This window comes from Streptomyces sp. ICC1, from assembly GCF_003287935.1.
Lineage (GTDB): Bacteria > Actinomycetota > Actinomycetes > Streptomycetales > Streptomycetaceae > Streptomyces > Streptomyces tritrimontium.
The window spans coordinates 7,114,284-7,140,743 of the sequence record NZ_CP030287.1; the positions used below are offsets into that span (position 1 = coordinate 7,114,284).

Consider the following 26,460-nt stretch of genomic DNA (forward strand, 5'->3'; position numbering starts at 1 on the left):
TGTCGTACCGGGACGGGAGGCGGGGGCCGGTGCCGGGACGAAGTAGTCTTGAGTCCATGCCCGAACGCCGTACCGTCGCCCTTGTCACTCTTGGCTGCGCCCGTAACGAGGTGGACTCGGAGGAGCTCGCAGGCCGCTTGGCGGCGGATGGCTGGGAGCTCGTCGAGGACGCCGCCGACGCGGACGTAGCCGTCGTCAACACCTGCGGCTTTGTCGAAGCCGCCAAGAAGGACTCCGTAGACGCCCTGCTGGAGGCCAACGATCTCAAGGATCACGGCCGCACGCAGGCCGTCGTAGCCGTCGGCTGTATGGCCGAGCGCTACGGCAAGGAACTCGCCGAAGCGCTCCCCGAAGCCGACGGTGTCCTCGGATTCGACGACTACGCCGACATCTCGGACCGCCTCCAGACCATTCTCAACGGCGGCATCCACGCCTCCCACACCCCGCGCGACCGGCGCAAGCTGCTGCCGATCAGCCCGGCGGAGCGCCAGGACGCCGCGGTGGCCCTCCCGGGTCACGCGCAGGAGCCCGAGGCGGCCCCCGCGGACCTCCCCGAGGGGCTCGCGCCGGCCTCCGGGCCTCGCGCACCGCTGCGCCGCCGCCTGGACAAGAGCCCGGTCGCCTCGGTCAAGCTCGCCTCCGGCTGCGACCGGCGCTGCTCCTTCTGCGCCATCCCGTCCTTCCGCGGCTCCTTCATCTCCCGCCGCCCCAGCGACGTGCTGGGCGAGACGCGCTGGCTCGCGGAGCAGGGCGTCAAGGAGATCATGCTGGTCTCCGAGAACAACACCTCGTACGGCAAGGACCTGGGCGACATCCGCCTGCTGGAGACCCTGCTGCCCGAGCTGGCCGAGGTGGACGGCATCGAGCGCGTCCGCGTCAGCTACCTCCAGCCCGCCGAGATGCGGCCCGGCCTGATCGACGTGCTGACCTCGACCCCCAAGGTCGTCCCGTACTTCGACCTCTCCTTCCAGCACTCGGCCCCCGACGTGCTGCGCGCCATGCGCCGCTTCGGTGACACCGACCGGTTCCTGGAGCTGCTGGACACCATCCGCTCCAAGGCCCCGACGGCCGGCGTCCGGTCCAACTTCATCGTCGGCTTCCCCGGCGAGAAGGAATCGGACTTCGCCGAGCTGGAGCGTTTCCTCACCCACGCGCGGCTCGACGCCATCGGCGTCTTCGGCTACTCCGACGAGGACGGCACCGAGGCCGTCACGTACGAGAACAAGCTGGACGCCGACACCATCGCGGAGCGCCTGGCCCACATGCAGCGCCTCGCCGAGGAGCTCACCTCGCAGCGCGCGGAGGAGCGGATCGGCGAGACCCTGGAGGTGCTCGTCGAGACGGTCGTCCCGATCGACGAGGCGGAGGACGGCGAGGGAGCCTACGGGCGCGCCGCCCACCAGGCCCCCGAGACCGACGGCCAGGTCGTCTTCACCGACGGCGCCGGGCTGGTCCCGGGGCGCATCGTCACGGCGAAGGTGGTCGGAACCCTGGGCGTGGACCTCGTGGCCGAGCCCCTGGGCGTGGATCTTGAGGAGGCGGCCGGATGACCGGAGCCCCGGCATCTGCGGCGGGCGGGACCGGCCGCCGGCCCGCGCCCGGCGCGAAGCTGGGCGCTGCCGCGGTCAATCAGGCCAGCCTGTGGAACATCGCGAACATCCTGACGATGATCCGGCTGGTCCTGGTGCCGGGATTCGTGATGCTGCTGCTCGCCGACGGGGGATACGACCCCGTCTGGCGGGCGCTGGCGTGGGCGGCGTTCGCCGTCGCCATGATCACCGACATCTTCGACGGACATCTGGCCCGTACGTACAACCTGGTCACGGATTTCGGGAAGATCGCCGACCCCATCGCCGACAAGGCGATCATGGGGTCGGCTCTGGTGTGTCTGTCGTGGCTCGGTGATCTGCCCTGGTGGGTGACCGGCGTGATCCTCGGCCGGGAACTCGGGATCACGCTCATGCGTTTCTGGGTCATCAGGTACGGAGTGATCCCCGCGAGCCGGGGCGGCAAGCTGAAGACCCTGACCCAGGGCGTGGCGGTGGGCATGTACGTGCTCGCACTGACCGGGCCGCTGGCGACCCTGCGGTTCTGGGTGATGGCGGCCGCCGTCGTCCTGACCGTCGTCACCGGTTTGGATTACATCCGGCAGGCGGTCGTCCTGCGGCGCAAGGGCCTGGCAGCGGAGCGTGCCGCGAAGTGAGCCGCGGGAGTCCGGCACGTGGCGCTGTTGCGCAAGAGGCGGGTGATTCTTCGGTGACTGGGGATGCGGTGCGGAATGCCGTGTCGGCCGACGGGGACACCGGGGCGGTCGCGGCAGATGTGCTGCGGCTCCTCGCGCAGAGTAACGGAACGGTCGCTGTGGCGGAGTCGCTGACCGGCGGCATGGTGGCCGCCGAGCTCACGGCCGTCCCCGGGGCCTCCCGCTCCTTCCGCGGCTCGGTCACGGCCTACGCGACCGAGCTCAAGCACCGGGTGCTGGGCGTGGACGCGGAGCTGCTGGCGGCCGAAGGCGCGGTGAACGCGCAGGTCGCGCAGGAGATGGCGGCCGGAGTGCGGCGCGTGCTGGACGCTTCGTGGGGCATCGCGACCACCGGAGTGGCCGGTCCGGACGCGCAGGACGGCCAGCCGGTGGGCACCGTTTTCGTCGCCGTGGAGGGTCCCGGGAGCAGGAAAACGGCCCGGCTGAGGTTGAAAGGCTCCCGCGCGGAAATCCGTAGGGAGAGTGCACGGACAGTGCTCGAGCTGCTCGCGAGCGAACTCCGCGAGAATCTGCGGGGGCAGGATACGGAACAGGACGGGGGGATTTGATGTTTGCAGCCCTGAGTGAACACGACATCGCTCCCCGCACGGCCGCCGCGCGAGGCGGTACGGTGGGGCGTGAAGGTTACGGCTACACGGTCAGAGGAGGGAGCCACCGATGATTCTGCTCCGTCGCCTGCTGGGTGACGTGCTGCGTCGGCAGCGCCAGCGCCAGGGCCGTACTCTGCGCGAAGTCTCCTCGTCCGCCCGGGTTTCGCTCGGCTATCTCTCCGAGGTGGAGCGGGGGCAGAAGGAGGCATCTTCCGAGCTGCTCTCCGCGATCTGCGACGCGCTTGACGTACGGATGTCAGAGCTGATGCGTGAAGTCAGCGACGAGCTGTCGCTCGCCGAGCTGGCACAGTCGGCCGCGGCAAGCGAACCGGTGTCCGCACCGGTCCGCCCGATGCTCAATTCGGTATCCGTGGCCTCGGTCACGGGTGGCCCGGAACGGGTGACCATCAAGGCGCCCGTGGAAGCGGTGAATGTCGTAGCCGCCTGACGCGCTCTCGAGCGAGCTGGGCGCGTGGTGGTCACGCCGCGAGCGTGAGTTTTTCGGCCGGAGCCCCGGCCGGTGCCTGAAGGCACCGGCCGGGGCTCCGGGCCGTTCTGGGTGCGGGGTCGCGAGGGGTGCGGGAGGATGGGCCCGTCCGGGTCCCCGGCCCCTGGGAGGTGACCGTGCGGCGGTTGCTGCGCATACCCGCCGGCCTGGCCCTCGCGCTCGCGGTGGGCGTCCTGTGGTGGTGGGCCGTGCTGCGCCTGGTGCTGGCGCCGGCCGATGCGGGGCCCGTGGAGGGTGCGGTCGCCGTCGGTGGATGGGGACTGGGGCTGCTGCCCGTGCACTGCGTGCCGAAGCCCGTACGCCGCCGTCGCGGGGCGGGGCGGCGCGGGGCCGGTGGCGAGGGCGGCGGTAGCGGTGGTGGCGGCGGCGTGGAGTGGGCCGCCGGGTCGGTGGGCGCCGGAGCCGCGGCTGCCGGGGAGGAGCCTTCCCGGGAGGCGGCTACCAGGGCATCGAGACTCCACCGTTCGGACGAAGGATCTGGCCCGTCATGAAGGACGAGGCGTCCGAGGCGAGGTAGAGCACCGCTCGGGCGACGTCCTCGGGCTCGCCGACGCGGCGCAGCGGGGACATCCGCGTCATCATCGCCTCCGTCTGCTCCTGGACCTCGGCTCCGTGGCGCCCGGTCATCGGGGTGCGGATCCAGCCGGGCGCGACGGCGTTGACGCGGATGCCGTGCGGTCCGGCCTCGGTGGCCAGGGTCTTGGTCAGCTGGACCACGGCGGCCTTGGCGGCGCTGTAGCAGAGCAGGCCGGGCTGGGCGGCGTCCACGGCGCCGGAGGCCATCGTGATGATCGACCCGGGACGGCCGGCCGCGATCATGGAGCGGGCCGCCTCCTGGCAGGTGCGCAGGACGCCCTTGAAGTTGATGTCGAAGACCCGGTCGAGGTCCTCGTCGGTCGTGTCCAGGACGCTGCTGCTGTGCATGATCCCGGCGATCGCGGCGGTGATGTCGAGCGGGCCGGACCGGGCCACCGCGGCCCTGACGGCGGCGCGGTCGGTCACGTCGAGGAGGTGGACCTCCGCCCGTCCGCCCGTCTTGGCGATCAGCTCGGAGGTCTCCCGCAGGCCCTGGGCGTCGCGGTCCGCGCAGTGCACGGCGGCTCCGGCCTCGGCGAGGAGTACGGCGGTGGCGCGGCCTATGCCGCTGGCGGCGCCGGTGACGAGGGCGGTGCGGCCGGTGAGGTCGTACGCAGTGGGTGTGGGCATGCGGGGACGGTACGACCGGATCTGACGGAGCGTCAACTACGGGGTCGGGCCGGATTGGCACCGGGGGCACCAGTACGTGGGGCGGCCGTCCTGCGCGGCCTCGCGGACCGGGGTGCCGCAGCGCGGGCAGGGGCGGTGGGCGCGGCCGTAGACGAAGAGCTCCTGACCGGGGCGGCGGCTGCCGGTGGTGTTGCGGCGGCGGTCCTTGTTCGCGTCGAGGAGCCGGTGCGCGGCGGCGGCGATCCGGGGGAGCGTGGCCGGCGGGATGTCGCCGACGGGGGTCCAGGGGGTGAGCCCGGCGAGGAAGCAGAGCTCGGCCTTGTAGATGTTGCCGATGCCGGCCAGGTTGCGCTGATCGAGGAGGGCCTCGCCGAGGGGCCGGCCGGGGGCGGCGAGGAGGTTCGCCGCGGCGGCCTCCGCGTCCCAGTCGGGGCCGAGGAGATCGGGTCCGAGGTGGCCGACGGCGAGGTGTTCCTCGGCGGTGCGGATCAGTTCGACGACGGGGAGGCGGTAGCCGACGACGGTGTGGTCGGCGGTGGCGAGGATGACGCGGATCTCGTGGGCGGGGCCGGCGGGGCGCGTCGGGCGCGTCGGGCGGCCGGCCGCGGGGCCGGCCGGGCCGGTGGCCGCGGCCGGGAAGACGCGCCATGCGCCGTCCATGCGGAGGTGGGTGTGCAGGGTGAGGGGGGTGTCGGGTTCGCGGGTCGGGGCGTCGGGCCCGGCGGCCGGGCCGAGCCGGATGAGGAGGTGCTTTCCGCGGGGGACGACATCGAGGGTGGTGCGGCCGGTGAGGTCGGCGGTGGCGAAGCGCGGGACACGCAGGTCGGAGCGGGTGAGCACCCGGCCCGCGAGGGCCTCGCGGAGCCGGGCCGCGGCGCGGTAGACGCTGTCGCCTTCGGGCATGGCGCCATTGTCCCGCGGTGGCGGCGCGGTGCGGGCACCGGCAGAACCGCGACCTCACAGGTCTTTTTCAAAGGAACCTCATCCACCGAAATGGACGGGGTATCAACTTTTTGGCGTTGATTTTTGGCACGCTGTTGAGTTCTCAAGGAACGGACGCTTCCTTTGTACTCACCCTCAGTAATATTTACTGGGGCTTTCCTCCGGGCGCTTCCTTCGTTCTTGTGTCTCCGACTCTATCAGACTCTTTCGTGTCCAATTCCCGGTCGAAACGGGTTTCGCTTTCCAGGTTCTTCGCTTTCGCGTTTCCCTTTCCTGCGATTCCAACTCTACCAGATCATTTCCTTGCCGCTTCGGCTTGGATTTGGACGGCCATTGGAGAGCCATTCCCTTTCGGGCGAGCCAGACTTTATCAGGTTTCCCCGGTCTGGATTCCACCCGCCCGCAGCGACCCGTCCGGGCACACATGTGTACCGGGGTGCCGTGCGAGGTGGAGACGTAAACGTACTGGAGCGGGGCCCCCGGATGCAAATCCGGTTGCCCCGCTCCGGTGAGATCGCTACGGCGAGGGTCAGACCTCGACGACGACCGGCAGGATCATCGGGCGGCGGCGGTAGCCGTCCGAGACCCACTTGCCCATCGTGCGGCGGATGAGCTGCTGGATCTGGTGCGGTTCGGCGACGCCGTCGGCCGCTGCGCGCGCGATGGCCTCCTCGATCTTCGGCAGGACGGCGGTGAACGCCGAGTCGTCGATGCCGGAGCCGCGGGCCTGGATGTTCGGGCCGCTGACGATCTTGCCCGTGGTGCTGTCCACCACGACGTAGACCGAGATGATGCCCTCGTCGCCGAGGATCTTGCGGTCCTTGAGGTGGACCTCCGTGACGTCGCCGACCGAGAGGCCGTCCACGTACACGTACCCGGCCTGCACCTTGCCGGAGATGCGCGCCTTGCCGTCGATGAGGTCGACGACGACGCCGTCCTCCGCGATGACGATGCGGTCCTTCGGGACGCCCGTCAGGGCGCCGAGCTCCGCGTTGGCGCGCAGGTGGCGCCATTCGCCGTGGACCGGCATCAGGTTCCGCGGCTTGCAGATGTTGTAGAAGTACAGCAGCTCGCCGGCGGAGGCGTGGCCCGAGACGTGCACCTTGGCGTTGCCCTTGTGCACGACGTTGGCGCCCCAGCGGGTCAGGCCGTTGATCACGCGGTAGACCGCGTTCTCGTTGCCCGGGATCAGGGACGACGCCAGGATCACGGTGTCGCCGGGGACGATCCGGATCTGGTGGTCGCGGTTGGCCATCCGGGACAGGGCCGCCATCGGCTCGCCCTGGGAACCCGTGCAGACCAGGACGACCTCGTTGGCCGGCAGGTCGTCGAGGGTCTTGACGTCCACGACGAGGCCGGCCGGGACCTTCAGGTAGCCCAGGTCACGGGCGATGCCCATGTTGCGGACCATCGAGCGGCCGACGAAGGCGACCCTGCGGCCGTACTCGTGGGCGGCGTCGAGGATCTGCTGGATCCGGTGCACGTGGCTGGCGAAGCTGGCCACGATGATCCGGTTGTTGGCGTTGGCGAACACCGTGCGCAGGACGCCGGAGATCTCGCGCTCGGGCGGGACGAAGCCCGGGACCTCGGCGTTCGTCGAGTCCGAGAGGAGGAGGTCGATGCCCTCTTCGCTCAGACGCGCGAAGGCGTGCAGGTCGGTGAGGCGCTTGTCCAGCGGCAGCTGGTCCATCTTGAAGTCGCCGGTGCAGACGACCATGCCGGCGCCGGTGCGGATGGCCACGGCCAGGGCATCCGGGATGGAGTGGTTGACCGCGATGAATTCGCAGTCGAAGGGGCCGAGGTTCTCGCGCTCGCCTTCCTTCACCTCGAGGGTGTAGGGGCGGATGCGGTGCTCCTGGAGCTTCGCCTCGATGAGGGCCAGCGTCAGCTTGGAGCCGATCAGCGGGATGTCCGGCTTCTCCCGGAGGAGGTACGGGACGGCGCCGATGTGGTCTTCGTGGCCGTGCGTGAGGACGATGCCCTCGATGTCGTCGAGGCGATCCCTGATGGACGAGAAGTCCGGCAGGATCAGGTCGATGCCCGGCTGCTCCTCTTCGGGGAAGAGGACGCCGCAGTCGACGATCAGCAGACGGCCGTCGAACTCGAAGACGGTCATGTTGCGGCCGATCTCACCGAGACCGCCCAGAGGGGTGACCCGAAGGCCGCCCTTGGGGAGCTTCGGCGGCGGACCGAGTTCAGGATGCGGATGGCTCAAAAGGTTCTCCTTCACCACGCGCGCCACGTGCCCGTCGAGGCACGCGGCACGCATGTCATTCGTGCACTTGCTTGGTCTTGTGTGGTTCTGCTTGTTCAGTTGTGAAGTCTGGTGTCAGAGCTGTACCCCGCCGGCGGCAAGATCGATCTTGAGCCGTGCCGCCTCTTCGGCGGTCAGCTCGACCAGCGGGAGCCGCAGCGGGCCCGCGGGCAGGCCCTGCAGGTTCAGCGCGCCCTTGGTGGTGATCACACCCTGGGTGCGGAACATGCCGGTGAAGACGGGGAGCAGCTTCTGGTGGATCTCGGTCGCCTTCTGGACGTCGCCGCCCAGGTGGGCCTCGAGCATCGCGCGGAGCTCGGGGGTGACCAGGTGGCCGACCACGGAGACGAAGCCGACCGCGCCGACGGACAGGAGCGGCAGGTTCAGCATGTCGTCGCCCGAGTACCAGGCCAGGCCGCTCTGGGCGATGGCCCAGCTGGCGCGGCCGAGGTCGCCCTTCGCGTCCTTGTTGGCAACGATACGGGGGTGCTCGGCCAGCCGGACCAGAGTTTCGGTGTTGATCGGGACACCACTGCGGCCGGGGATGTCGTAGAGCATGACCGGCAGCTCGGTGGCGTCGGCGATCGCCGTGAAGTGCCGGAAGAGGCCCTCCTGCGGCGGCTTGCTGTAGTACGGGGTGACCGCGAGCAGGCCGTGCGCGCCGGTGCGCTCGGCCTGGCGGGCGAGCTCGAGGGTGTGGCGGGTGTCGTTGGTGCCGATGCCCGCGACCACGTGGGCCCGGTCTCCGACTGCTTCGAGTACGGCTCGTACGAGGTCGTTTTTCTCCGCGTCGGTGGTGGTCGGCGACTCACCGGTGGTGCCGTTGATGATCAGGCCGTCGTTGCCTGCGTCCACCAGGTGGACGGCGAGCTGCTGCGCGCCGTCGAGGTCAAGTGCGCCATCCGCCGTAAACGGCGTGATCATGGCGGTGAGGACCCGCCCGAAGGGGGTCTGCGGAGTCGAGATCGGAGCCATGGGTAACACGCTACTCGCTGCCATGCTCGCGGTGTCCCCTCGGGGGACGTGATGAGGGTGTTGGAGCCCGGCACTGCCTGCTCGGGGGTTCAAGCAGTGCCGGGTCCGTTTGATCAGCCTAGATGAACTTTGCGAAACGTCGCAATACGGACACTTCGGACTTGGCTCGTACATCTGTGCAGCCGGACCCTTCCGGCCTTGCGGGACACCGCGACCGCGGCCGTCGGGGGCCTCGTGCGCGAGCGGCATCAGGGGAGCCCCGTGGCCGCCGGCCCGGGCCGGGTGCGGGCGGGCGCCGCACGCGGCGTACACCGGGGAGAAAAGAAACCGGCGGGCAGGACCGAACGAGTCTGACGCTCCGCCATAAAATCTCGTTAATCTCCCTAAATCCGGCACCGATCGGGGCTTTCGCACGTCCTACATGGTGAACGCCCGTCCATCCCGCCCCCGCAACCCCGGGGCCCCGACCGTGAGGAGAACCGCTCCCATGTTCCGCCGGCGCGAACCCGTCCCGTTCGCCTTCGTCGCCGAGGCCGACCGATTCCGCAGCAATGTCACTCCGCCGCCGCCCGAGAGCCTGAGCAAGACCCAGATCGCCGCCCGTAGTCTGGTCGGGCTGACCGTCGTGGCGGGGCTCGTCGGCTCGCTGCTCTTCGGGATGCCCGCACTGCAGCCGAACCAGGCACCGGCGAAGTCGCAGCAGTCGGAGGCGTCCGAGGGGCGGTAGCCTCACGGGCACAGCCCAACCGAACGTGCATGTGAGTGAGGTCCTGCCGTGCCCCTGCCCTTCCTGACGGCCGACAGCGCATTCGACGCGCACGACACCGGGGAGACCCTCCCGTACGAGGACCCCGACCGCTGGCGCCGTCCGTACCGCCCCGGCCCCTGGCGGGTCGCCATCGCGGCGCTGCTCCTCCTGCTCGGCTCCTTCATGCTGTTCGCCACCGTGATCATCACCGCCGCGGGCACCTGGACCGGCGCCCTGGGCGCTCTGGCGGCCTCGCTGGCCGTGGTCGGATCCGCGCTGCGGCTGCTGCGCACGGGCGTCTGGGTGAGCAGCAAGGGGCTTCGCCGGGTGGGGTTCTTCGGGACCCGGTCGATCCCGTGGAGCCAGGTCGACGAGGTGCGCACCGTGCAGCAGCCCGTGCGCTGGCTCGGACTGCCGAGGACCGTACAGGGCCAGGCGCTGACGGTGGCCTCGCGCGGCGGCGCGCTGCCGGTCCTGCTGACCGACCACAACGCCGACTTCCTGTCGCGGACCGAGGCGTTCGACCGGGCCGCCGACTCGGTCGAGGCCTGGGCCGCCGAGTACCGGTCCGTGCCCGCCTGATCCACCGGATGTCCGCGCGGAGCCCGTACAGGAATCAGACCTGTACGGGCTCTCTGCTCATGGGGCCGGTACGTCGTGCAGGGAGATCGCCCGCTGCATGGCCTTGCGGGCCCGCGGGGTGTCGCGGGCGTCGTGGTAGGCGACCGCGAGGCGGAACCAGCTGCGCCAGTCCCCCGGCGCGTCCTCCGTCTCGGCCTTGCGGCGCGCGAAGACCTCGTCGGCGGAATCCCGCAGGATCCGGCCGTACTTGTCCCGCTCGAGCTCGTCCACGGGCAGCCCGCCCTCGGCCTCCAGCTCGGTGGCGAGCTGGTTGGCCTTGGTGACGAAGCGCGTGTTCTTCCAGAGGAACCACACGCCGATGACCGGCAGGATCAGCACGGCCAGCCCGAACGGGACGGTGATCGGGGTCCCGAGCCGGATCAGCATCAGGCCCCGGCCGCCGGCCAGGACGAAGTAGACCGCCAGGACCGCGGCCGTGATGAAATAGATGATCTTCGCGCGCATGGTTCCGCTGCCTGCTCGTCAGCCGAGTTCGAGGAAGTTTTCCAGGCCGAACGTGAGGCCCGGGGTCTGCGTCACGCGGCGCGCGCCGAGCAGGATGCCCGGCATGAAGCTGCTGTGGTGCAGGGAGTCGTGACGGATGGTCAGGGTCTCGCCCTCGCCGCCGAGGAGGACCTCCTGGTGGGCCAGCAGGCCGCGCAGGCGGATCGCGTGGACCGGGACGCCGTCGACGTCCGCGCCGCGCGCGCCGTCGAGGGCGGTGGCGGTGGCGTCGGGCTGCGCGCCGAGGCCGGCCTCGGCGCGGGCGGCCGCGATGAGCTGCGCCGTACGGGTCGCCGTGCCGGAGGGGGCGTCGACCTTGTTGGGGTGGTGCAGCTCGACGACCTCGACGGACTCGAAGTACCGGGCGGCCTGGGCGGCGAACTTCATCGTGAGGACGGCGCCGATGGAGAAGTTCGGGGCGATGAGCACGCCCGTCGCCGGCGAGCCGGCGAGCCAGGTGTTCAGCTGGGCGAGGCGGCCCTCGGTCCAGCCGGTGGTGCCGACCACTCCGTGGATGCCGTGGCGGATGAGGAAGTCGAGGTTCTCCATCACCGAGGCGGGTGTGGTCAGCTCGACCGCGACCTGGGCGCCGGCCTCGGCCAGCGTCTCCAGCTTGTCGCCGCGGCCGAGGGCGGCCACCAGCTCCATGTCTTCGGCGGCCTCGACGGCCTTGACCGCCTCGGAGCCGATACGGCCGTGGGCGCCGAGGACTGCCACGCGCAGCTTGCTCATGTTGCTTGCTTCCTTACGTGTGTACGGGACTAGTGCTGTGGCCGGGAAGGTTTGCCGGGTCGCGGTGTCCGGTGCGGTGCATCTCCCCCAGCTACCGCCGGGAGGGGCCCCCGGACGGAGGGCCACGCCTCGTACCGGACGTACCGCCGTGGTCCGACAACGCGGCGAGGTGCCGTGCCGGGCGCCGCGACCCGGTGGACCCTTCCGGTCACAGCACTAGGCGACCACTTCGTCGAGACGGGCCGCCTGCTTCTCCTTCAGCGGGCCGATCACCGCGAGGGAGGGCCGCTGGGCCAGTACATCCTGTGCGACCGACCGGACCTCGTCCGGGGTCACGGCGGCGATCCGGGCCAGCATGTCGTCGACCGACATCTGGTCGCCCCAGCACAGCTCGCTCTTGCCGATGCGGTTCATGATCGCGCCGGTGTCCTCCAGGCCGAGGACGGTGGAGCCGGAAAGCTGGCCGACGGCCCGCCGGATCTCCTCGTCGGTGAGCCCGTCGGCGGCGACCTTGTCGAGCTCGTCGCGGCAGATCCGCAGTACGTCGTGGACCTGGCTCGGGCGGCACCCGGCGTAGACGCCGAAGAGGCCGGTGTCGGCGAAGCCGGAGGTGTACGAGTACACGCTGTAGGCCAGGCCGCGCTTCTCGCGGACCTCCTGGAAGAGGCGGGAGGACATGCCTCCGCCGAGCGCCGTGTTCAGCACGCCGAGCGCCCAGCGGCGCTCGTCGGTGCGGGCCAGGGCCGGCATGCCGAGGACCACGTGGGCCTGCTCGGTCTTGCGGTTGACCAGCTCGACGCGGCCGGAGGTGCGGATCCGCTTGGTGCCGGAGCGCGGGCCCACCGGTTCGGCGTCGGTGCGGGTCAGCGCGCCGGCCTTCTCGAACGCGGCGCGGACCTGGCGCACGACCTTGTTGTGGTCGACGTTGCCCGCGGCGGCCACGACCAGGTGGGTGGGGTCGTAGTGCTTCTTGTAGAAGCGGCGGATCCGGTCGGCGGTGAGCGCGTTGATCGTGTCGACCGTGCCGAGGACGGGGCGCCCGAGCGGGGTGTCCCCGTACATGGTCTGGGCGAACAGGTCGTGGACCATGTCGCCCGGGTCGTCCTCGGTCATCGCGATCTCTTCGAGGATGACTCCGCGCTCGGCGTCGACATCGGATTCGAGGATCAGCGAGCCGGTGAGCATGTCGCACACGACGTCGATGGCCAGCGGCAGGTCCGTGTCGAGCACCCGCGCGTAATAGCAGGTGTACTCCTTCGCCGTGAAGGCGTTCATCTCGCCGCCGACCGCGTCGATCGCGGAGGAGATGTCGAGGGCACTGCGCTTCTCAGTGCCCTTGAAGAGGAGGTGCTCCAGGTAGTGCGTGGCGCCGTTCAGCGACGGCGTCTCGTCCCGGGAGCCGACGTGCGCCCAGATCCCGAAGGTGGCGGAGCGGACGGACGGCAGCGTCTCGGTGACGACGCGCAGTCCACCGGGGAGGACCGTGCGGCGGACGGTGCCGATGCCGCCTGCGCCCTTGAGCAGTGTTTGGGTACGGGCGACGGCCCGCCCCTCCGAAGAGGGGCGGGCCGTCACACGGGAACTACGCGACATCACTTGTCGGAGTCGTCCTTGTCAGCGTCGTCGCCGGCGGCCTCGCCGTCGATCACGGGGATCAGGGAGAGCTTGCCGCGCGAGTCGATCTCGCCGATCTCGACCTGGACCTTGGCGCCGACCGCGAGCACGTCCTCGACGTTCTCCACGCGCTTGCCACCGGCGAGCTTGCGGATCTGCGAGATGTGCAGCAGGCCGTCCTTGCCGGGCATGAGGGAGACGAAGGCACCGAAGGTGGTGGTCTTGACGACCGTACCCAGGTAGCGCTCGCCGACCTCCGGCATGGTCGGGTTGGCGATCTGGTTGATCGTGGCGCGGGCGGCCTCGGCGGCCGGGCCGTCGGAGGCACCGATGTAGATGGTGCCGTCGTCCTCGATCGTGATCTCGGCGCCGGTGTCCTCCTGGATCTGGTTGATCATCTTGCCCTTGGGGCCGATGACCTCACCGATCTTATCCACCGGGATCTTGACGGTGATGATCCGCGGGGCGAACGGGGACATGGCGTCCGGCGTGTCGATCGCTTCCATCATCACGTCGAGGATGTGGAGGCGGGCGTCGCGCGCCTGCTTGAGGGCGGCGGCCAGAACCGAGGCCGGGATGCCGTCGAGCTTGGTGTCCAGCTGGAGCGCGGTGACGAACTCCTTGGTGCCGGCGACCTTGAAGTCCATGTCACCGAAGGCGTCTTCCGCACCGAGGATGTCGGTGAGGGCGACGTAGTGGGTCTTGCCGTCGATCTCCTGCGAGATCAGACCCATGGCGATGCCGGCGACGGGGGCCTTGAGGGGCACACCGGCGTTCAGCAGGGACATGGTGGAGGCGCAGACCGAGCCCATGGACGTCGAACCGTTGGAGCCGAGGGCCTCGGACACCTGACGGATCGCGTAGGGGAACTCCTCGCGCGTCGGGAGGACCGGCACGATCGCGCGCTCGGCGAGCGCGCCGTGGCCGATCTCGCGGCGCTTCGGCGAACCGACGCGGCCGGTCTCGCCGACCGAGTACGGCGGGAAGTTGTAGTTGTGCATGTAGCGCTTGCGGGTCACCGGGGAGAGGGTGTCCAGCTGCTGCTCCATGCGGAGCATGTTCAGGGTGGTGACGCCCAGGATCTGGGTCTCGCCACGCTCGAACAGCGCCGAGCCGTGCACGCGCGGGATGGCCTCGACCTCGGCGGCGAGGGTACGGATGTCCGTGATCCCGCGGCCGTCGATGCGGACCTTGTCCTTGATGACGCGCTCGCGGACCAGGGCCTTGGTCAGGCTGCGGTACGCGGCGGAGATCTCCTTCTCGCGGCCTTCGAAGGCCGGGAGGAGCTTCTCGGCGGCGATCTCCTTGACGCGGTCCAGCTCGGCCTCGCGGTCCTGCTTGCCCGCGATGGTCAGCGCCTGGGAGAGCTCGCCCTTGACCGCGGCCGAGAGGGCCTCGTAGACGTCGTCCTGGTAGTCCAGGAAGACCGGGAACTCGCCCTCGGGCTTGGCGGCCTTGGCGGCCAGGTCGGCCTGGGCCTTGCAGAGGGCCTTGATGAAGGGCTTCGAGGCGTCGAGGCCGGCGGCCACGACCTCCTCGGTCGGCGCCTCGGCGCCGTCCTTGACCAGGGCGATGGTCTTCTCGGTGGCCTCGGCCTCGACCATCATGATCGCGACGTCGCCGTCCTCGAGCACGCGGCCCGCGACGACCATGTCGAAGACGGCGTCCTCGAGCTCGGTGTGCGTCGGGAACGCGACCCACTGGCCGCGGATCAGCGCGACGCGGACGCCGCCGATCGGGCCGGAGAAGGGCAGACCGGCCAGCTGGGTGGACGCGGAGGCGGCGTTGATCGCCACGACGTCGTACAGGTGGTCGGGGTTGAGCGCCATGATCGTGGCGACGACCTGGATCTCGTTGCGCAGGCCCTTCTTGAAGGACGGGCGCAGCGGGCGGTCGATCAGGCGGCAGGTGAGGATCGCGTCCTCGGAGGGGCGGCCCTCGCGGCGGAAGAAGGAACCGGGGATCTTGCCGGCCGCGTACTGGCGCTCCTCGACGTCCACCGTGAGGGGGAAGAAGTCGAGCTGGTCCTTGGGCTTCTTCGACGCGGTGGTGGCGGAAAGCACCATCGTGTCGTCGTCCAGGTAGGCAACGGCGGAGCCGGCGGCCTGGCGGGCCAGACGGCCCGTCTCGAAGCGGATGGTGCGGGTGCCGAAGGAACCGTTGTCAATGACGGCCTCGGCGTAGTGGGTCTCGTTCTCCACTAGCGTTTTCTCCATTTTCGTCGTCTCCGTCCGCCACCCGTGTGGTGGTGGACGGTTGCGGAGAAGCGCTCCTTGCGTGCGGGCCGGTCTTCGATCGAAGCATCCGGGGTTCGAGCCCGTTGCGGGCATTCCGGGTGCCACTACCGAGGACCGGCGGCGTAGGGAGGGCGCTCCCCCTCTTCAGTTGTGCACGTGGTTCCAGACTACAAAGCGTCCGGTACGTCGCGCACGTACAGCAAAGGGAGCGGCCCCCTCAAGTGTGGGAACCGCTCCCTTCACAGCGTCTTTACTTGGCGCCGGCCGCACCGCGGCGGATGCCGAGGCGCTCGACCAGCGTACGGAAGCGCTGGATGTCCTTCTTGGCCAGGTACTGCAGAAGGCGGCGGCGCTGGCCGACCAGGATCAGCAGACCACGACGGGAGTGGTGGTCGTGCTTGTGGGCCTTCAGGTGCTCGGTCAGGTCCGAGATGCGGCGGGACAGCATCGCGACCTGGACCTCGGGGGAGCCGGTGTCGCCCTCCTTGGCACCAAATTCTGCGATGAGCTGCTTCTTCGTTGCGGCGTCGAGCGGCACGCGTACTCCTCGTAATAGGTCTTCGTTGCCACCGAGTGCCCCAGGTCGAATTCTCTGGGGAGCTTCCGTAACTCGGGAGGCGGGGTCCGCTGAGCGCAGTCTCCGGAAGATTCCGGGGGCGCGTACACAAGCGGCCGTCACACAGCGTACCAGGCTGCCGATGCGCCCCGTCTCAGCTGGTGAGAGCACGGGACCGGGCGGATGTGCCGGGTACGGCGGGACCTGGCCGGCGGGACCGGTGGGACCGGGCCGAGTGGTACGGCCGTCTCGGTGAGGTCTGGCGGCCGTGCTTCCAGAAGGGTGGCACGCGCCGGTGGGGAATGGCCAGCGCATTTCCGACTGTTCCCTTGACCCCTTTGTCGATGCCCTCGACACACTCTATATAGTAGTTCGTAGTCAGCGTCAGATTCGTATAAGAGAAAAGTACCCTCACTGAAGGTTTCTTTCACGTTCTTGCTCACCCTTGAAATCTATTTTCAGTGGGTGGGAACGTCAAGACGCCATAAGGCACTTGCGGAAAGGTGCGGATGCGGGAGGTGAAGAGGACCTTCGCCACTTGGCCCGTACGGGTCCACAATGTCTCCATGGACCACGCGACCCCCTTGGAACAGGCGCTGCACACCGCGCGCGCCCTCGTACTCGCCGATCTCGTCGCGGCCGAGGTCGCCGAGGCCGATGTCGTCTCCCTCGTCGAGGACTCGGTCACGCACCGCCGGTGGTGGGTGGAGCAGTGGCCGGAGGGCGTCGACTACCTCGCCGGGCTCGTCGCCCAGGACGTCAAGGACTCGCTGCTGCAGAAGTACGGGCGCTGGCCGCTGTGCCCCGTCTGCGGCCACGGCGAGCCGCACGCGCTGGACGTGGAGCCCGAGCTTGGACCCGACCCGATGTGGGTGTGCTCGGAGGCCGGTGTGCGGGTGGGGCCGGTGGGCGGACTCGGATCCGTCCTCGGAGCCGCCTCCGGGCCCGGCGCCGGACTCGGCGAATGAGCCGCCGGTGACGGTGTACATCGACCCGCCGACCTGGCCCGGCCACGGCCGCATGTGGTCGCACCTGGTCAGCGACGTCTCGTTCGAGGAACTGCACGCCTTCGCGGCCTCCATCGGCTGCCCGGCGAAGGCCTTCGAACGCGACCACTACGACGTGCCCGAACAGCGGTACGCGGACGCGGTGGGCGCGGGCGCGGTCGAGATCGGCAGCAAGGAACTGGTCCGCCGCCTGACGGGGGCGGGCCTGCGCCGGCCGAAGGGCCGCCCGGCGTAGTCCCCGTCCGGGCGTCCGGGCTGTCAGCGGAGCTGGTTAGCCTGCACGCGTGACAGAGACGACCAAGACCAGCACCGGCACGAGCACCGGCACGGACGATGACCGCTGCTTCCCGCCCGCCCTGACCGAGGTGTCCCGGGTCGAGTTCCCCTACGGGGGCGAGGGGGAGGACGTCGACTTCAGCCCCTACGAGGCCTTCTACCTGGCGGCGGAGACCACCGAGTGGCTGCGCGCCTGGACGGCCAACGACGAGCTCGACGGCGACGCCTACCGGGTCTTCGGCCAGGACGGCTCCGGCGGCTTCGCCGCGATCTGGCGCGTCCGCCCGGGGCAGCCGCTCGCCGCGCAGCCGGTGGTGTTCATGGGCTCGGAGGGCGAGGTCGGCGTGGTGGCCGGGAACCTGTCCGACTTCCTGTGGGTGCTGGCGGACGGCTTCGGCCCGCTGGAGGCGGCCCTGTACCCGGACCGCGAACCCCGCCCGGACGAGGCCCTGGCCGCACTCGCGGAGCGGCACGCGACGACCCCGCGCAGGCCGGCCCGCGAGATCGTCGCCGAGGCGCAGGCGGAGTTCGACACCTTCGAGGACGACATCTTCGAACTCTGCCGCTGACGCCTAGACCTTCTGTGTCGCGGGGGTCTGGGTCGGGGTGGAGGAGGCGATCAGGCGGGTCGGGGTGGGGGTGCGGCGGTCCAGGCGGAGGGCCGCGATGCCCAGGGCGATCGCGGTGACCGTCATCGCCGCGCCGGCCCAGGCGGTGGCGGAGAAGCCGAAGCCGGCGTCGATGACGGTGCCGCCGAGCCAGGGGCCGCCGGTGTTGCCGAGGTTGAACGCGGCCGTCGTCGTCGCGCCCGCCAGGGTCGGGGCGGCGCCCGCGACGTTGAACATGCGCGCGTTGAGCGCCGGCGCGGTGAAGAACGCCGAGAAGCCGATCAGGAACGAGAGGGCGATCGCCGCCGCGGCCGTGGAGGCCAGCAGGGCCAGCGCCGCCAGGAAGACCGTCGAGGCGCTGATGCCCCACAGCATCACGCCGAAGAGGTGCGCGTCCGCGATCCGGCCGCCCAGGGTGGTGCCCAGCAGCGCGCCCACCCCGAAGAGGCCCAGGATCCACGGCACCCAGCCGGAATCGAGCCCGGCCACGTCCGTGAGCAGCGGGGACAGGTAGCTGAAGGCGCAGAAGACGCCGCCCGCGGCGAGCGCGGTGACACCGATCGACAGCCACACCTGGCGGTCGCGGTAGATGCGCAGCTCCCGGGCGAGCGTCGGCTTCTCGGCCGGCAGCGGGATCCGCGGGATCAGGGCGAGGATGCCCACGAGCGCGACCGCGGAGGCCGCGCCCACCGCCCAGAACGCGGACCGCCAGCCCAGGCTCTCGCCGAGGAACGCGCCGGCCGGGACGCCGAGGACGTTGGCGATGGAGAGGCCGCCGATCATGACCGCCATGGCGCGGGCCCGCTGGTGCTGCTCGACCATCGCGATGGCCACGGCCGCGCCGACCGCCCAGAACCCGGCGCAGGCGAGCGCGGAGACGATGCGGGAGGCGAAGAGCAGCTCGTACGAGGGGGCCAGCGCGCCCGCGACCTGTCCGAGGCCGAAGAGGCTGATCAGGGACACGAGCGTGGTGCGGCGGGGCAGCCGCAGCGTGGCCACGGCCAGCAGTGGCGCGCCGACGACCATGCCGATCGCGAAGGCGGATATGAGCAGGCCCGCCTGCGGGATGGTGACGCCCATGTCCTCGGCGATCGGCGGGAGGAGTCCGGAGAGCATGAACTCGCTGGTTCCGAGTGCGAAGACGGACAGGCCGAGGACGTAGACGGCGACGGGCATGCGGGTGCGTTCGGCTGAGGCGGCGGGCATGAACTACATCAACCGGCGCGAACGGGATCACATTCCCGCGCATCGTTTCAGGTCTGTGAAGAGAGCTCCGCGAGCTCGGCCGCCAGGTTCGCGCGGGCCGGTGCCTCCCAGTGCGCGGCGCCGTACGGGGTGCGGAAGAGCCGGGGCAGGTCCAGCAGCTGGCGCAGGACGGCGGCGCGGCCGGCGCGGAAGGCCTCGTCGGGGACGAAGCCGTACTCGGCGCGGACGGCGGCCGCGTACGCGGCGTAGGCCTGCGGGGCGCCGGCGAGGACGGCGAGGTCGGCGTCGCAGAGGGCCTCGCCGTCGGTGTCGCCGGGGGCGGGGTCGTGGGTGACGGTGAGGCGGACGAGGCGGGCCACCTCGGCGGTGCGGGCCGCGCCGATGCCGAGCTCGGGCAGGGCGCGCTCGGCGAGGACGGCGCTGCGCTCCTCGTTCTCGGAGCGGTCGGGCCGGTAGACGGCGTCGTGGAACCAGGCCGCGAGCCGCACGGCGGCGGGGTCCGCGGCGTGGTCGGCGAGTACGTCGATCCGCGCGAGCACGTCGGCCAGGTGCGCGGTGGTGTGGTACTTCCGCTGCGGCTCCGCCCAGGCGGCGAGGAGGCGGTCCGCGTAGGGGCCGGGATCGTGTGCGGGGTCGGCGCCGGCGGCCGTGACGGTGCTCCGCCAGCGGGCGCGCAGCGCGCTCGTGTCGTGGGGTGCGGCGCCGGGTGTGCCGTGGGGTGCGGCGTCCCGCGTGTCTTCGTGCGCGCCGCCGTGTGCGTCGGATGTCATGCGCACATTGTGGTGGTGGCGTGATTGTGCTGGTGAAGGGTGGGCGGAGGCCCGTACCCTGGATATTGGACTAGACCTATTTGCCATACTGGCCCGGAAGGGTCATACGAGCAGTTTTCCGAAGGATGGATGACATGAGCAACCGTGCGCTCCTGGAGGTGATCGCCCTCGACGTGGAGGACGCGGTCGCGGCCCAGGCCGGTGGGGCGGACCGACTCGAGCTGGTCACCGACATGGCCGCCGACGGGCTCACCCCGCCGCGCGAGACCTTCGCGGGGATCAGAGCGGCGGTCGACATCCCCCTGCGCGTGATGCTCCGCAAGGCGGACGGCTTCTCGGCGGGCTCCGCCGAGGACCTGGCACGTCTGGTGGCGGAGACGCGGGCGCTGCGCGCGGAGGGGGCGGAGGAATTCGTCCTCGGCTTCCTGCACCCGGACGGCAGCCCGGACCTGGCCGCCGTCGAGGCGGTCGTCGCGGAGCTCGACGGCTGCCGGTGGACCTTCCACCGGGCGATCGACCGCACGGCGGACCGCGACCAGCTCCGCAAGGCGCTGGCGGAGCTGCCCGGCTTGGACACCTACCTGACGGCGGGCGCGGCCGGCGGCGTCGACGAGGGGCTGCCGGTGCTGCTGGCCGAGGCGGCGAGCGCGGGGGCGCCCGGGTACGAGGCGCGGATCCTGGTGGGCGGCGGGCTGACCCTGTCGCACCTGCCGGTGCTGCGGGCGGCGGGCGTCGACGCCTTCCACATCGGCAGCGCGGCCCGGCCCTCCGGGTGGGAGCACCCGGTCTCGGCGGCGGCGGTCGCGGAGTGGCGCGCGGCCCTGTCCTGACGGTCCGGGACGCGGACCCGGGGCCCGGACCCGGGACCGGTCCGGGACTCGGACCCGGGACCGGTCCGGGACTCGGACGTGGACCCGGGCCGCCGGCGGGGCCGGAAGATCCGGCCCCGGACGGGGCTACGCCAGCGCCTCCGGCAGCGGGGTCGCGTGGAGGAGGGTCAGGCCCGAGACGGCCCGGGTGAGGCAGACGTACAGGCGGCGCAGCCCCGTCCGCTCGTCCGGCTCGCCCGCGACGATCGCCGCCGGCTCGTCCAGGACGACGTAGTCGTACTCCAGGCCCTTCGCCAGCGACGCCGGCACGAGGGTGAGCCGGGACTGGGCCGTCGTCTCCTCGCCCGGGGAGAGGTACGGCAGGTCCGCCGCCAGCAGGGCCTGCGCCAGCTCGGGGATCCGCGCGTCCGCCGCGATCAGGCCGATCGAGCCCTCGTGCGCGAGCGAGGCCCGGCAGGCGTCCACGGCCGCCGCCGTCGGATCCGCGACCGGCGACACCACCAGCGAGCCCGGCGTCTCGCGCACCGAGGAGACCGGCGCCAGCCCCGGCGAGATCGACGGGAGCAGGCGGGAGGCGTAGGCGATCACCTCGCGCGGCACGCGGAAGCCCGCCGTCAGCTCCTCCAGCACCGCACCCGGCTTGCCCAGGTGCTCCAGCGCCTCGTCCCAGCCGCGCGTCGCCCACGGGGTCGTGCCCTGCGCGAGGTCGCCCAGGATCGTCGCCGAGCCCGTCGTGCAGCGGCGCCCGACCGCCCGGTACTGCATCGGGGACAGGTCCTGCGCCTCGTCGAGGACGACGTGGCCGAGCGAGTGCGTGCGCTCCACCAGGTCCGTGGCCTCGTCGATGAGGACCAGGTCCGCCGCCGACCACTTCACCGACTTCACGCTGCGGTACGGCTTCGGCCAGAGGAGCAGCCGCTGCTCGTCCTGCGACAGGATCCCCTCCGCGTGCTCCGCGAGGAACTCCGGGTCCGAGAGCAGCCGCAGGACCAGCTTCGCCGGCTCCACCAGCGGCCACACCGCTTTGACCACGGCCTTCACGGCGGGATTGCGCGCCACCGCGTCCTGGACCCGGTCGTCCGGGGCCTCGCCCGCCTGTTCCATCCGTACGAGGACCGTGTGCGCGATCCGCTGCGGCAGCGCGTCGCGCGCGGCGCCGTAGCGGATGTCGCGGTTCTGCAGCTCGGCGACGATCTCCGCGAGCTCGTACGCCGGCACCCGCCAGCGCCGCGATCCGCGCACCACCATCAGCGGCTCGACCGGCTCCGCCACGTGCGAGTGGACCGCGCGGCGCAGCACCCGCGCCATCCGGGCGTCGCCCTTGACGACGGCGGTTTCGGCGGCGTCCGCACCGCGTACCTCCAGGTCCGCGCGGGCGACCAGGTCGTCGACCGTGGCCTGCTTGACCTCCAGCTCGCCGAGGGCCGGCAGGACCTGCTCGATGTAGTGCAGGAAGGAACGGTTCGGCCCGATGACCAGGGTGCCGGTACGGGCGAGCCGGTCGCGGTGCGCGTAGAGGAGGTAGGCGACCCGGTGCAGGCCGACCGCCGTCTTGCCGGTGCCGGGACCGCCCTGGACGCAGACGGAGCCGGACAGGTCGGAGCGGACGATCTCGTCCTGCTCGGGCTGGATCGTGGCGACGATGTCGCGCATGGGGCCGACGCGCGGGCGCTCGATCTCCTGCTGGAGCAGCTTGCTGACGGTCGCGGCCGCCTCGGCCGGGTCGGAGAGGTGCTCGTCCTCGTACGCGGTCAGCTCGCCGCCGGTGTAGCCGAAGCGGCGGCGCAGCGAGACGTCCTGCGGGTCGGCCTTGGAGGCGCGGTAGAAGGGCTGGGAGACGGGCGCGCGCCAGTCGATCACCATGGGGTCGCCGCCGGCGTCGTGGACGTGGCGGCGGCCGATGTAGAACTGCTCGCCCTCCGCGCCTTCGGCGAGCTCGGCGCCGGGGGCGTGCAGGTAGTCGAGGCGGCCGAAGAAGAGGGGGGTGTGGGAGAGGTCGGCGAGGGCCTTGATGCGGTCGTCGATCTGGGCCTGCAGGACGATCGCGTTGACCCAGTTGGCGGTGACGTCGCGGATGTCGAGGGCCTCGACGTCCTCGCGCATCGCGCGGAGCGCGGAGCGGGAGGCGCTGAGGTGGGCGCGCTCGCGGCCCAGGGGGCCGGTGTCGGCGGCTGCGGCGGGGGCCGAGGCGGGGGCTGCGGTGGTGGCGTCGGCGTCTGCGGCGAGGTCGGTGACGTGGGCGTGCGCGGGCACGGAACTGCCTCCAGCTGCTGGGGTGACTGCGTGGTGCGGGACGGACCCCGCCGGTTTCCGGCCGGCGGGCGGCTCTCCCGGTGACGCGGCGGGAGGCGGCAAGAGCGGAGATTCTAGTCACCGGGCCCGTGGCGCGCGAATGGATAACGCGCGGGGCGCCGCCGCCGGTGCCCGCGGTGGCGGCACTTTCTTAAATGGGGTGAAAAGGGGTCGAAAGACCCTTGGTTCCGTTGCCCCGTACGGGTGCTGTTCGGGGCGGGTCCTCCTTTGGGCAGAGCCCGTGGGGGGAGGCATGGGCCGTGAGGAGGAGGCGGGCGTCCCGGAGGTTCAACCCCGGGGCCGATGTGCCGGGCCGGGCGAAAACGCACCATGGATACATGAGCACCGCAACCTTCAACCCGGTCCAGGCTGGCCGCCCGAGCGGCGCCACCGCCCTTTCAGACTCCCGCCCGCGCCACGGCGTCGGCAGCGTCCTGCGCGCCGCCAAGGTCTTCGCGGCCGCGGCCGTGAGCGTCGTCGTCCTCGGTGAATACGCCGAGGACGCGGGCGTCATACGCCGCTGACCCACCCCGCCCGGTCCCGTCCGGCCCCGCCCCTCGCGCGGCCCCGGTCCGGTCCTCGGTCCGGTCCCCGGTCCGGTCCCCGGTCCGTGCCGGTGACCCGTCGCCGGACCCGCTAAGGTCACGCCGTGACCCCGAGTCCCGACACCAGCCGCTTGCCGTCACCTCGCGCCGGTGTGCTGGTCGCGGGCCTGCTGCTCGCGCTGGGCGTGCTCTGCATCGCCCTGCGCATCCCGACCGCCGATGCCCTCGTCCACGGTTTCTCCGCCTCCGAGTGGCGTCCGCCCGCCGCGTATCCGCCCTTCGCGGCGATCCTGTTCACGCCGGCCGCCTGGCTGCCGACCGGCGTACTGAAGGCCGTCCTGGTCCTGGGCGACGCCGGCCTGCTCGCCCTGCTGATCCTCTTGTCCTGCCGCCTGGCGGGCCTGCGGACCAGGCCGGGCGCCGTCCTGGCCGCCACCGTCGCCGGACTGTGGCTGGAACCGCTGTTCCAGACCCCGCTGACCGGCCAGATCAACCTGGCGCTCGCCTGCCCGGTCCTGTGGGACCTGCGCAGGCCGAGCGCCGCCCTCGGCAAGGGCTTCGCCCTGGGCACGGCCGCCGGGATCACGCTGACCCCGGCGCTCGTGATCCCGTACCTGCTGCTGACCGGCCGCGTCCGGGCCGGCCTGACGGGGCTGGGCGCCTTCGCCGGCACCGGCCTGCTCGGCCTGCTCGTCCTCCCGCAGGCCTCCGCCGACTTCTGGTCCCGCCACCTGCCCGCCGACGGCCGCTCGGTCCTGCTGGACTGGCCCCACCTGTGGGTCTGGGCCGTCCCCGTGCTCACCGCGCTGCTCGCCGCCGTCCAGCGCCGGCGCCGCTGCCTCCTCGCGAAGCAGGACGCCCCGCGCGACGCGGGTCAGTCGCTCGCCAGCAGCTCGTCCGCGTCCATGATCCGGTAGGCGTAGCCCTGTTCGGCCAGGAAGCGCTGGCGGTGCGCCGCGAAGTCCTGGTCGATGGTGTCGCGCGCGACGACCGAGTAGAAGCGCGCCTCGTGGCCGTCCGCCTTCGGGCGCAGCACGCGGCCCAGCCGCTGGGCCTCCTCCTGGCGCGAGCCGAAGGTGCCGGACACCTGGATGGCGACCGTGGCCTCGGGCAGGTCGATGGAGAAGTTCGCGACCTTCGAGACGACCAGCACGCTGATCTCGCCCTCGCGGAAGGCGTTGAAGAGCTTCTCGCGCTGCGCGTTGGAGGTCTCGCCCTTGATGACGGGGGCGTTGAGGTGTTCGCCCAGCTCGTCGAGCTGGTCGATGTACTGCCCGATGACCAGGGTCTGCTCGCCCGCGTGCTTGCGCACCAGCGCCTCGGTGACCTTCCGCTTGGTGGCGGTGGTCGCGCAGAAGCGGTACTTCTCCTCCGTCTCGGCGGTCGCGTACGCGAGCCGCTCCGCCTCCGTGAGGTTCACGCGCACCTCGACGCAGTCCGCCGGCGCGATGTAGCCCTGCGCCTCGATCTCCTTCCACGGGGCGTCGAACCGCTTGGGCCCGATCAGCGAGAACACGTCGGACTCGCGCCCGTCCTCGCGCACCAGCGTCGCCGTCAGCCCGAGCCGCCGCCGCGCCTGGAGGTCGGCGGTGAACTTGAACACCGGCGCCGGCAGCAGGTGCACCTCGTCGTAGAGGATCAGGCCCCAGTCCCGGGAGTCGAAGAGCTCCAGGTGCGGGTAGATGCCCTTCCGCTTCGTCGTCAGGACCTGGTACGTGGCGATCGTGACGGGCCGGATCTCCTTGCGCGTGCCGGAGTACTCGCCGATCTCCTCCTCCGTCAGCGAGGTCCGCTTGATCAGCTCGCTCTTCCACTGGCGGGCGGAGACGGTGTTGGTGACCAGGATCAGCGTCGTCGCCTTGGCCTTCGCCATCGCGCCCGCGCCGACCAGCGTCTTGCCGGCGCCGCAGGGCAGGACGACCACGCCGGAGCCGCCGTGCCAGAAGCCCTCGACGGCCTGCTGCTGGTACGGGCGCAGCGACCAGCCGTTCTCGTCCAGCTCGATCGGGTGCGCCTCGCCGTCGACGTACCCGGCGAGGTCCTCGGCCGGCCAGCCCAGCTTGAGCAGGGTCTGCTTGATCTGCCCGCGCTCGGAGGGGTGCACGGCCACGGTGTCGGCGTCGAGCCGCGCCCCGACGAGCGGGGCGATCCGCTTGGACCGCAGGATCTCCTCCAGCACCGGCCGGTCGGTGCTGGTCAGGACCAGTCCGTGGACGGGGTGCTTGGAGAGGGTGAGGCGGCCGTAGCGGGCCATGGTCTCGGCGACGTCGACGAGCAGCGCGTGCGGGACGGGGTAGCGGGAGAACTCGACGAGCGCGTCCACGACCTGCTCGGCGTCGTGGCCGGCGGCCCGCGCGTTCCACAGGCCGAGCGGGGTGATCCGGTACGTGTGGATGTGCTCGGGAGCGCGCTCCAGCTCGGCGAACGGCGCGATGGCACGACGCGCGGCTCCGGAGAGCTCGTGGTCGATCTCGAGGAGGAGCGTCTTGTCGCTTTGGACGATGAGGGGCCCGTTCACGCACATCCCTTTCGGCACGGGAGGACCGCCCGAACGCGGACGGCCAAACCTCCAGTCTGCCGTATCGCTCCGCGGGGTGCGTGGTACTGGCCGAAGCGTGCTCCCCGGGCGGGGCTGCGTAGGGTCGCCGCATGAGCACTGATCAGCAGAGTTTCGTACCGGCGGCGGACGTGTTCGAAGTGCCCGCCGGGCTCGTCGGGGACGGTTTCCGGCTGGAGCCCCTCGGGCCCGAGCACAACGAGGGGGACCTCGCCGCCTGGAGCGGGAGCATCGCCGCGTGCGCGCGACCCCGGGCTTCCTGGGGGACTGGCCGCCGCCGGAGGGGATGGGCGCCGAGGAGAACCTCGCCGACCTGGTGCGCCACGCGAAGGACTTCGCCGAGCGGCGCGGGTTCACGTACAGCGTGCTGGAGGACGCGGACGGGAAGGGCGCGGACGGGAAGGGCGAGGTCGTCGGGTGCCTGTACATCTACCCGGCCAAGGGCGACCCGGGGCGCGTGCACGTGACGTCCTGGGTGCGCGGGGACCGGGCCGCGCTGGACAAGACCCTGTACGAGGCCGTGACGGCCTGGCTCGCCGGGGCGTGGCCGTTCGCGGCGGACCGGATCGACTGCGCGGCCCGCTGAGCGGGAGCACGACGGCGCGGGGCCCGGCACGTG

General features: G+C 71.3%; 27 protein-coding genes. 14 read left to right on the top strand and 13 right to left on the bottom strand.

All coding sequences use genetic code 11. The features are described from left to right. The first annotated feature begins 56 nt into the window (after positions 1–56). The 5 genes from rimO to DRB96_RS45295 all read left to right on the top strand — a co-directional run bounded on the left by rimO (position 57) and on the right by DRB96_RS45295 (position 3,852). A complete protein-coding gene (gene rimO, locus DRB96_RS33295; protein ID WP_112451797.1) occupies positions 57–1,550 on the top strand; it encodes a 30S ribosomal protein S12 methylthiotransferase RimO in 1,494 nt (497 codons plus the stop codon). Further along, positions 1,547–2,203, top strand: a complete 657-nt coding sequence (pgsA, locus tag DRB96_RS33300; protein ID WP_112451798.1) for a CDP-diacylglycerol--glycerol-3-phosphate 3-phosphatidyltransferase — start codon at positions 1,547–1,549, stop codon at positions 2,201–2,203. The genes rimO and pgsA overlap by 4 nt, the downstream gene beginning before the upstream one ends. An 80-nt stretch (positions 2,204–2,283) precedes the next feature. Further along, entirely contained in the window at positions 2,284–2,811 is a 528-nt protein-coding gene (locus DRB96_RS33305; RefSeq protein WP_112451799.1) for a CinA family protein, read from the top strand. 109 nt (positions 2,812–2,920) lie between these two features. Then, positions 2,921–3,301, top strand: coding sequence for a helix-turn-helix transcriptional regulator (locus DRB96_RS33310; protein WP_112451800.1), 381 nt, complete (start codon positions 2,921–2,923; stop codon positions 3,299–3,301). A gap of 188 nt (positions 3,302–3,489) precedes the next feature. After that, positions 3,490–3,852, top strand: a complete 363-nt coding sequence (locus tag DRB96_RS45295) for a hypothetical protein (RefSeq protein ID WP_112454008.1) — start codon at positions 3,490–3,492, stop codon at positions 3,850–3,852. Here the strand turns inward: DRB96_RS45295 and DRB96_RS33320 are convergent. The 4 genes from DRB96_RS33320 to dapA all read right to left on the bottom strand — a co-directional run bounded on the left by DRB96_RS33320 (position 3,800) and on the right by dapA (position 8,738). Beyond that, on the bottom strand, positions 3,800–4,567 hold the full coding sequence (locus DRB96_RS33320; RefSeq protein ID WP_112451801.1) for an SDR family NAD(P)-dependent oxidoreductase: 768 nt from the start codon (positions 4,565–4,567) through the stop codon (positions 3,800–3,802). The two genes, DRB96_RS45295 and DRB96_RS33320, sit on opposite strands and share 53 nt — an antisense overlap. Positions 4,568–4,603: 36 nt before the next feature. Next, positions 4,604–5,470, bottom strand: a complete 867-nt coding sequence (locus tag DRB96_RS33325; protein ID WP_112451802.1) for a DNA-formamidopyrimidine glycosylase family protein — start codon at positions 5,468–5,470, stop codon at positions 4,604–4,606. A 568-nt stretch (positions 5,471–6,038) separates the two neighbouring features. Further along, positions 6,039–7,724 carry a ribonuclease J gene (locus tag DRB96_RS33335; RefSeq protein ID WP_112454010.1) on the bottom strand — a complete coding sequence of 562 codons (1,686 nt, stop codon included), beginning with the start codon at positions 7,722–7,724 and terminating at the stop codon, positions 6,039–6,041. A gap of 114 nt (positions 7,725–7,838) precedes the next feature. Then, complete coding sequence (gene dapA, locus DRB96_RS33340; RefSeq protein ID WP_112451803.1) at positions 7,839–8,738, bottom strand: 4-hydroxy-tetrahydrodipicolinate synthase; 900 nt, start codon at positions 8,736–8,738, stop codon at positions 7,839–7,841. A gap of 487 nt (positions 8,739–9,225) precedes the next feature. Between dapA and DRB96_RS33345 the strand changes: the two genes are divergently transcribed. Together DRB96_RS33345 and DRB96_RS33350 are read left to right on the top strand one after the other, a co-directional pair. Beyond that, positions 9,226–9,465 (top strand): hypothetical protein, encoded by a 240-nt coding sequence (locus tag DRB96_RS33345; protein WP_112451804.1) that lies wholly within the window; start codon positions 9,226–9,228, stop codon positions 9,463–9,465. A gap of 48 nt (positions 9,466–9,513) precedes the next feature. Beyond that, complete coding sequence (locus DRB96_RS33350; protein WP_112451805.1) at positions 9,514–10,068, top strand: PH domain-containing protein; 555 nt, start codon at positions 9,514–9,516, stop codon at positions 10,066–10,068. A gap of 57 nt (positions 10,069–10,125) precedes the next feature. Here the strand turns inward: DRB96_RS33350 and DRB96_RS33355 are convergent, their stop codons facing one another. The 5 genes from DRB96_RS33355 to rpsO form a co-directional block, all read right to left on the bottom strand. Next, positions 10,126–10,572: a hypothetical protein gene (locus tag DRB96_RS33355; protein ID WP_112451806.1), complete on the bottom strand. Its 447-nt coding sequence runs from the start codon at positions 10,570–10,572 to the stop codon at positions 10,126–10,128. An 18-nt stretch (positions 10,573–10,590) separates the two neighbouring features. Beyond that, complete coding sequence (gene dapB, locus DRB96_RS33360) at positions 10,591–11,343, bottom strand: 4-hydroxy-tetrahydrodipicolinate reductase (RefSeq protein ID WP_112451807.1); 753 nt, start codon at positions 11,341–11,343, stop codon at positions 10,591–10,593. Positions 11,344–11,559: 216 nt separating this feature from the next. Next, positions 11,560–12,939, bottom strand: coding sequence for a pitrilysin family protein (locus DRB96_RS33365; RefSeq protein WP_112451808.1), 1,380 nt, complete (start codon positions 12,937–12,939; stop codon positions 11,560–11,562). Continuing rightward, a complete protein-coding gene (locus tag DRB96_RS33370) occupies positions 12,936–15,158 on the bottom strand; it encodes a polyribonucleotide nucleotidyltransferase (RefSeq protein ID WP_112451809.1) in 2,223 nt (740 codons plus the stop codon). Before DRB96_RS33370 ends, DRB96_RS33365 begins: the two co-directional genes overlap by 4 nt. A 286-nt stretch (positions 15,159–15,444) precedes the next feature. Next, positions 15,445–15,732 (bottom strand): 30S ribosomal protein S15, encoded by a 288-nt coding sequence (rpsO, locus tag DRB96_RS33375; RefSeq protein ID WP_112451810.1) that lies wholly within the window; start codon positions 15,730–15,732, stop codon positions 15,445–15,447. Between the two features lie 584 nt (positions 15,733–16,316). Between rpsO and DRB96_RS33380 the strand changes: the two genes are divergently transcribed. From DRB96_RS33380 to DRB96_RS33390, 3 genes are read left to right on the top strand one after another with little or no spacing between them, the layout of a single operon-like run. Next, positions 16,317–16,718 (top strand): hypothetical protein, encoded by a 402-nt coding sequence (locus tag DRB96_RS33380; RefSeq protein ID WP_112454012.1) that lies wholly within the window; start codon positions 16,317–16,319, stop codon positions 16,716–16,718. 7 nt (positions 16,719–16,725) lie between these two features. Continuing rightward, the gene (locus tag DRB96_RS33385; protein ID WP_112451811.1) at positions 16,726–16,992 is read left to right on the top strand and encodes a DUF4031 domain-containing protein; all 267 of its coding nucleotides are present in this window, start codon (positions 16,726–16,728) and stop codon (positions 16,990–16,992) included. Positions 16,993–17,041: 49 nt separating this feature from the next. After that, entirely contained in the window at positions 17,042–17,602 is a 561-nt protein-coding gene (locus DRB96_RS33390; RefSeq protein ID WP_112451812.1) for an SMI1/KNR4 family protein, read from the top strand. A 3-nt stretch (positions 17,603–17,605) separates the two neighbouring features. On the opposite strand, the gene DRB96_RS33395 is transcribed toward DRB96_RS33390, so the two are convergent. Together DRB96_RS33395 and DRB96_RS33400 are read right to left on the bottom strand one after the other, a co-directional pair. After that, positions 17,606–18,817 carry a Cmx/CmrA family chloramphenicol efflux MFS transporter gene (locus tag DRB96_RS33395; RefSeq protein ID WP_112454014.1) on the bottom strand — a complete coding sequence of 404 codons (1,212 nt, stop codon included), beginning with the start codon at positions 18,815–18,817 and terminating at the stop codon, positions 17,606–17,608. 77 nt (positions 18,818–18,894) lie between these two features. Beyond that, complete coding sequence (locus DRB96_RS33400; protein WP_239516579.1) at positions 18,895–19,617, bottom strand: hypothetical protein; 723 nt, start codon at positions 19,615–19,617, stop codon at positions 18,895–18,897. A gap of 134 nt (positions 19,618–19,751) precedes the next feature. On the opposite strand from DRB96_RS33400, the gene DRB96_RS33405 reads away from it, so the two are divergent. Then, positions 19,752–20,447, top strand: coding sequence for a copper homeostasis protein CutC (locus DRB96_RS33405; protein WP_112451813.1), 696 nt, complete (start codon positions 19,752–19,754; stop codon positions 20,445–20,447). A 126-nt stretch (positions 20,448–20,573) separates the two neighbouring features. On the opposite strand, the gene DRB96_RS33410 is transcribed toward DRB96_RS33405, so the two are convergent. Then, the gene (locus DRB96_RS33410) at positions 20,574–22,550 is read right to left on the bottom strand and encodes an AAA family ATPase (RefSeq protein WP_239516924.1); all 1,977 of its coding nucleotides are present in this window, start codon (positions 22,548–22,550) and stop codon (positions 20,574–20,576) included. A gap of 527 nt (positions 22,551–23,077) precedes the next feature. On the opposite strand from DRB96_RS33410, the gene DRB96_RS33415 reads away from it, so the two are divergent. Beyond that, positions 23,078–23,263 (top strand): hypothetical protein, encoded by a 186-nt coding sequence (locus DRB96_RS33415; protein WP_112451815.1) that lies wholly within the window; start codon positions 23,078–23,080, stop codon positions 23,261–23,263. A gap of 125 nt (positions 23,264–23,388) precedes the next feature. Then, positions 23,389–24,201: a glycosyltransferase family 87 protein gene (locus DRB96_RS33420; protein ID WP_239516622.1), complete on the top strand. Its 813-nt coding sequence runs from the start codon at positions 23,389–23,391 to the stop codon at positions 24,199–24,201. Here the strand turns inward: DRB96_RS33420 and DRB96_RS33425 are convergent. Then, a complete protein-coding gene (locus tag DRB96_RS33425) occupies positions 24,159–25,802 on the bottom strand; it encodes a DNA repair helicase XPB (RefSeq protein WP_112454019.1) in 1,644 nt (547 codons plus the stop codon). The two genes, DRB96_RS33420 and DRB96_RS33425, sit on opposite strands and share 43 nt — an antisense overlap. A 277-nt stretch (positions 25,803–26,079) precedes the next feature. On the opposite strand from DRB96_RS33425, the gene DRB96_RS33430 reads away from it, so the two are divergent. Continuing rightward, positions 26,080–26,427 carry an N-acetyltransferase gene (locus tag DRB96_RS33430; protein ID WP_239516624.1) on the top strand — a complete coding sequence of 116 codons (348 nt, stop codon included), beginning with the start codon at positions 26,080–26,082 and terminating at the stop codon, positions 26,425–26,427. Positions 26,428–26,460: the final 33 nt, after the last annotated feature.

Excerpts from the sequence above, each read along its gene's own strand:
- rimO (WP_112451797.1), top strand. The coding sequence starts at position 57 with ATGCCCGAACGCCGTACCGTCGCCCTTGTCACTCTTGGCTGCGCCCGT.
- pgsA (WP_112451798.1), top strand. The coding sequence starts at position 1,547 with ATGACCGGAGCCCCGGCATCTGCGGCGGGCGGGACCGGCCGCCGGCCC.
- DRB96_RS33310 (WP_112451800.1), top strand. The coding sequence starts at position 2,921 with ATGATTCTGCTCCGTCGCCTGCTGGGTGACGTGCTGCGTCGGCAGCGC.
- DRB96_RS33320 (WP_112451801.1), bottom strand. The coding sequence starts at position 4,567 with ATGCCCACACCCACTGCGTACGACCTCACCGGCCGCACCGCCCTCGTC.
- DRB96_RS33325 (WP_112451802.1), bottom strand. The coding sequence starts at position 5,470 with ATGCCCGAAGGCGACAGCGTCTACCGCGCCGCGGCCCGGCTCCGCGAG.
- dapA (WP_112451803.1), bottom strand. The coding sequence starts at position 8,738 with ATGGCTCCGATCTCGACTCCGCAGACCCCCTTCGGGCGGGTCCTCACC.
- DRB96_RS33345 (WP_112451804.1), top strand. The coding sequence starts at position 9,226 with ATGTTCCGCCGGCGCGAACCCGTCCCGTTCGCCTTCGTCGCCGAGGCC.
- DRB96_RS33355 (WP_112451806.1), bottom strand. The coding sequence starts at position 10,572 with ATGCGCGCGAAGATCATCTATTTCATCACGGCCGCGGTCCTGGCGGTC.
- dapB (WP_112451807.1), bottom strand. The coding sequence starts at position 11,343 with ATGAGCAAGCTGCGCGTGGCAGTCCTCGGCGCCCACGGCCGTATCGGC.
- DRB96_RS33380 (WP_112454012.1), top strand. The coding sequence starts at position 16,317 with ATGGACCACGCGACCCCCTTGGAACAGGCGCTGCACACCGCGCGCGCC.
- DRB96_RS33395 (WP_112454014.1), bottom strand. The coding sequence starts at position 18,817 with ATGCCCGTCGCCGTCTACGTCCTCGGCCTGTCCGTCTTCGCACTCGGA.
- DRB96_RS33400 (WP_239516579.1), bottom strand. The coding sequence starts at position 19,617 with ATGACATCCGACGCACACGGCGGCGCGCACGAAGACACGCGGGACGCC.
- DRB96_RS33405 (WP_112451813.1), top strand. The coding sequence starts at position 19,752 with ATGAGCAACCGTGCGCTCCTGGAGGTGATCGCCCTCGACGTGGAGGAC.
- DRB96_RS33410 (WP_239516924.1), bottom strand. The coding sequence starts at position 22,550 with ATGCGCGAGGACGTCGAGGCCCTCGACATCCGCGACGTCACCGCCAAC.
- DRB96_RS33415 (WP_112451815.1), top strand. The coding sequence starts at position 23,078 with ATGAGCACCGCAACCTTCAACCCGGTCCAGGCTGGCCGCCCGAGCGGC.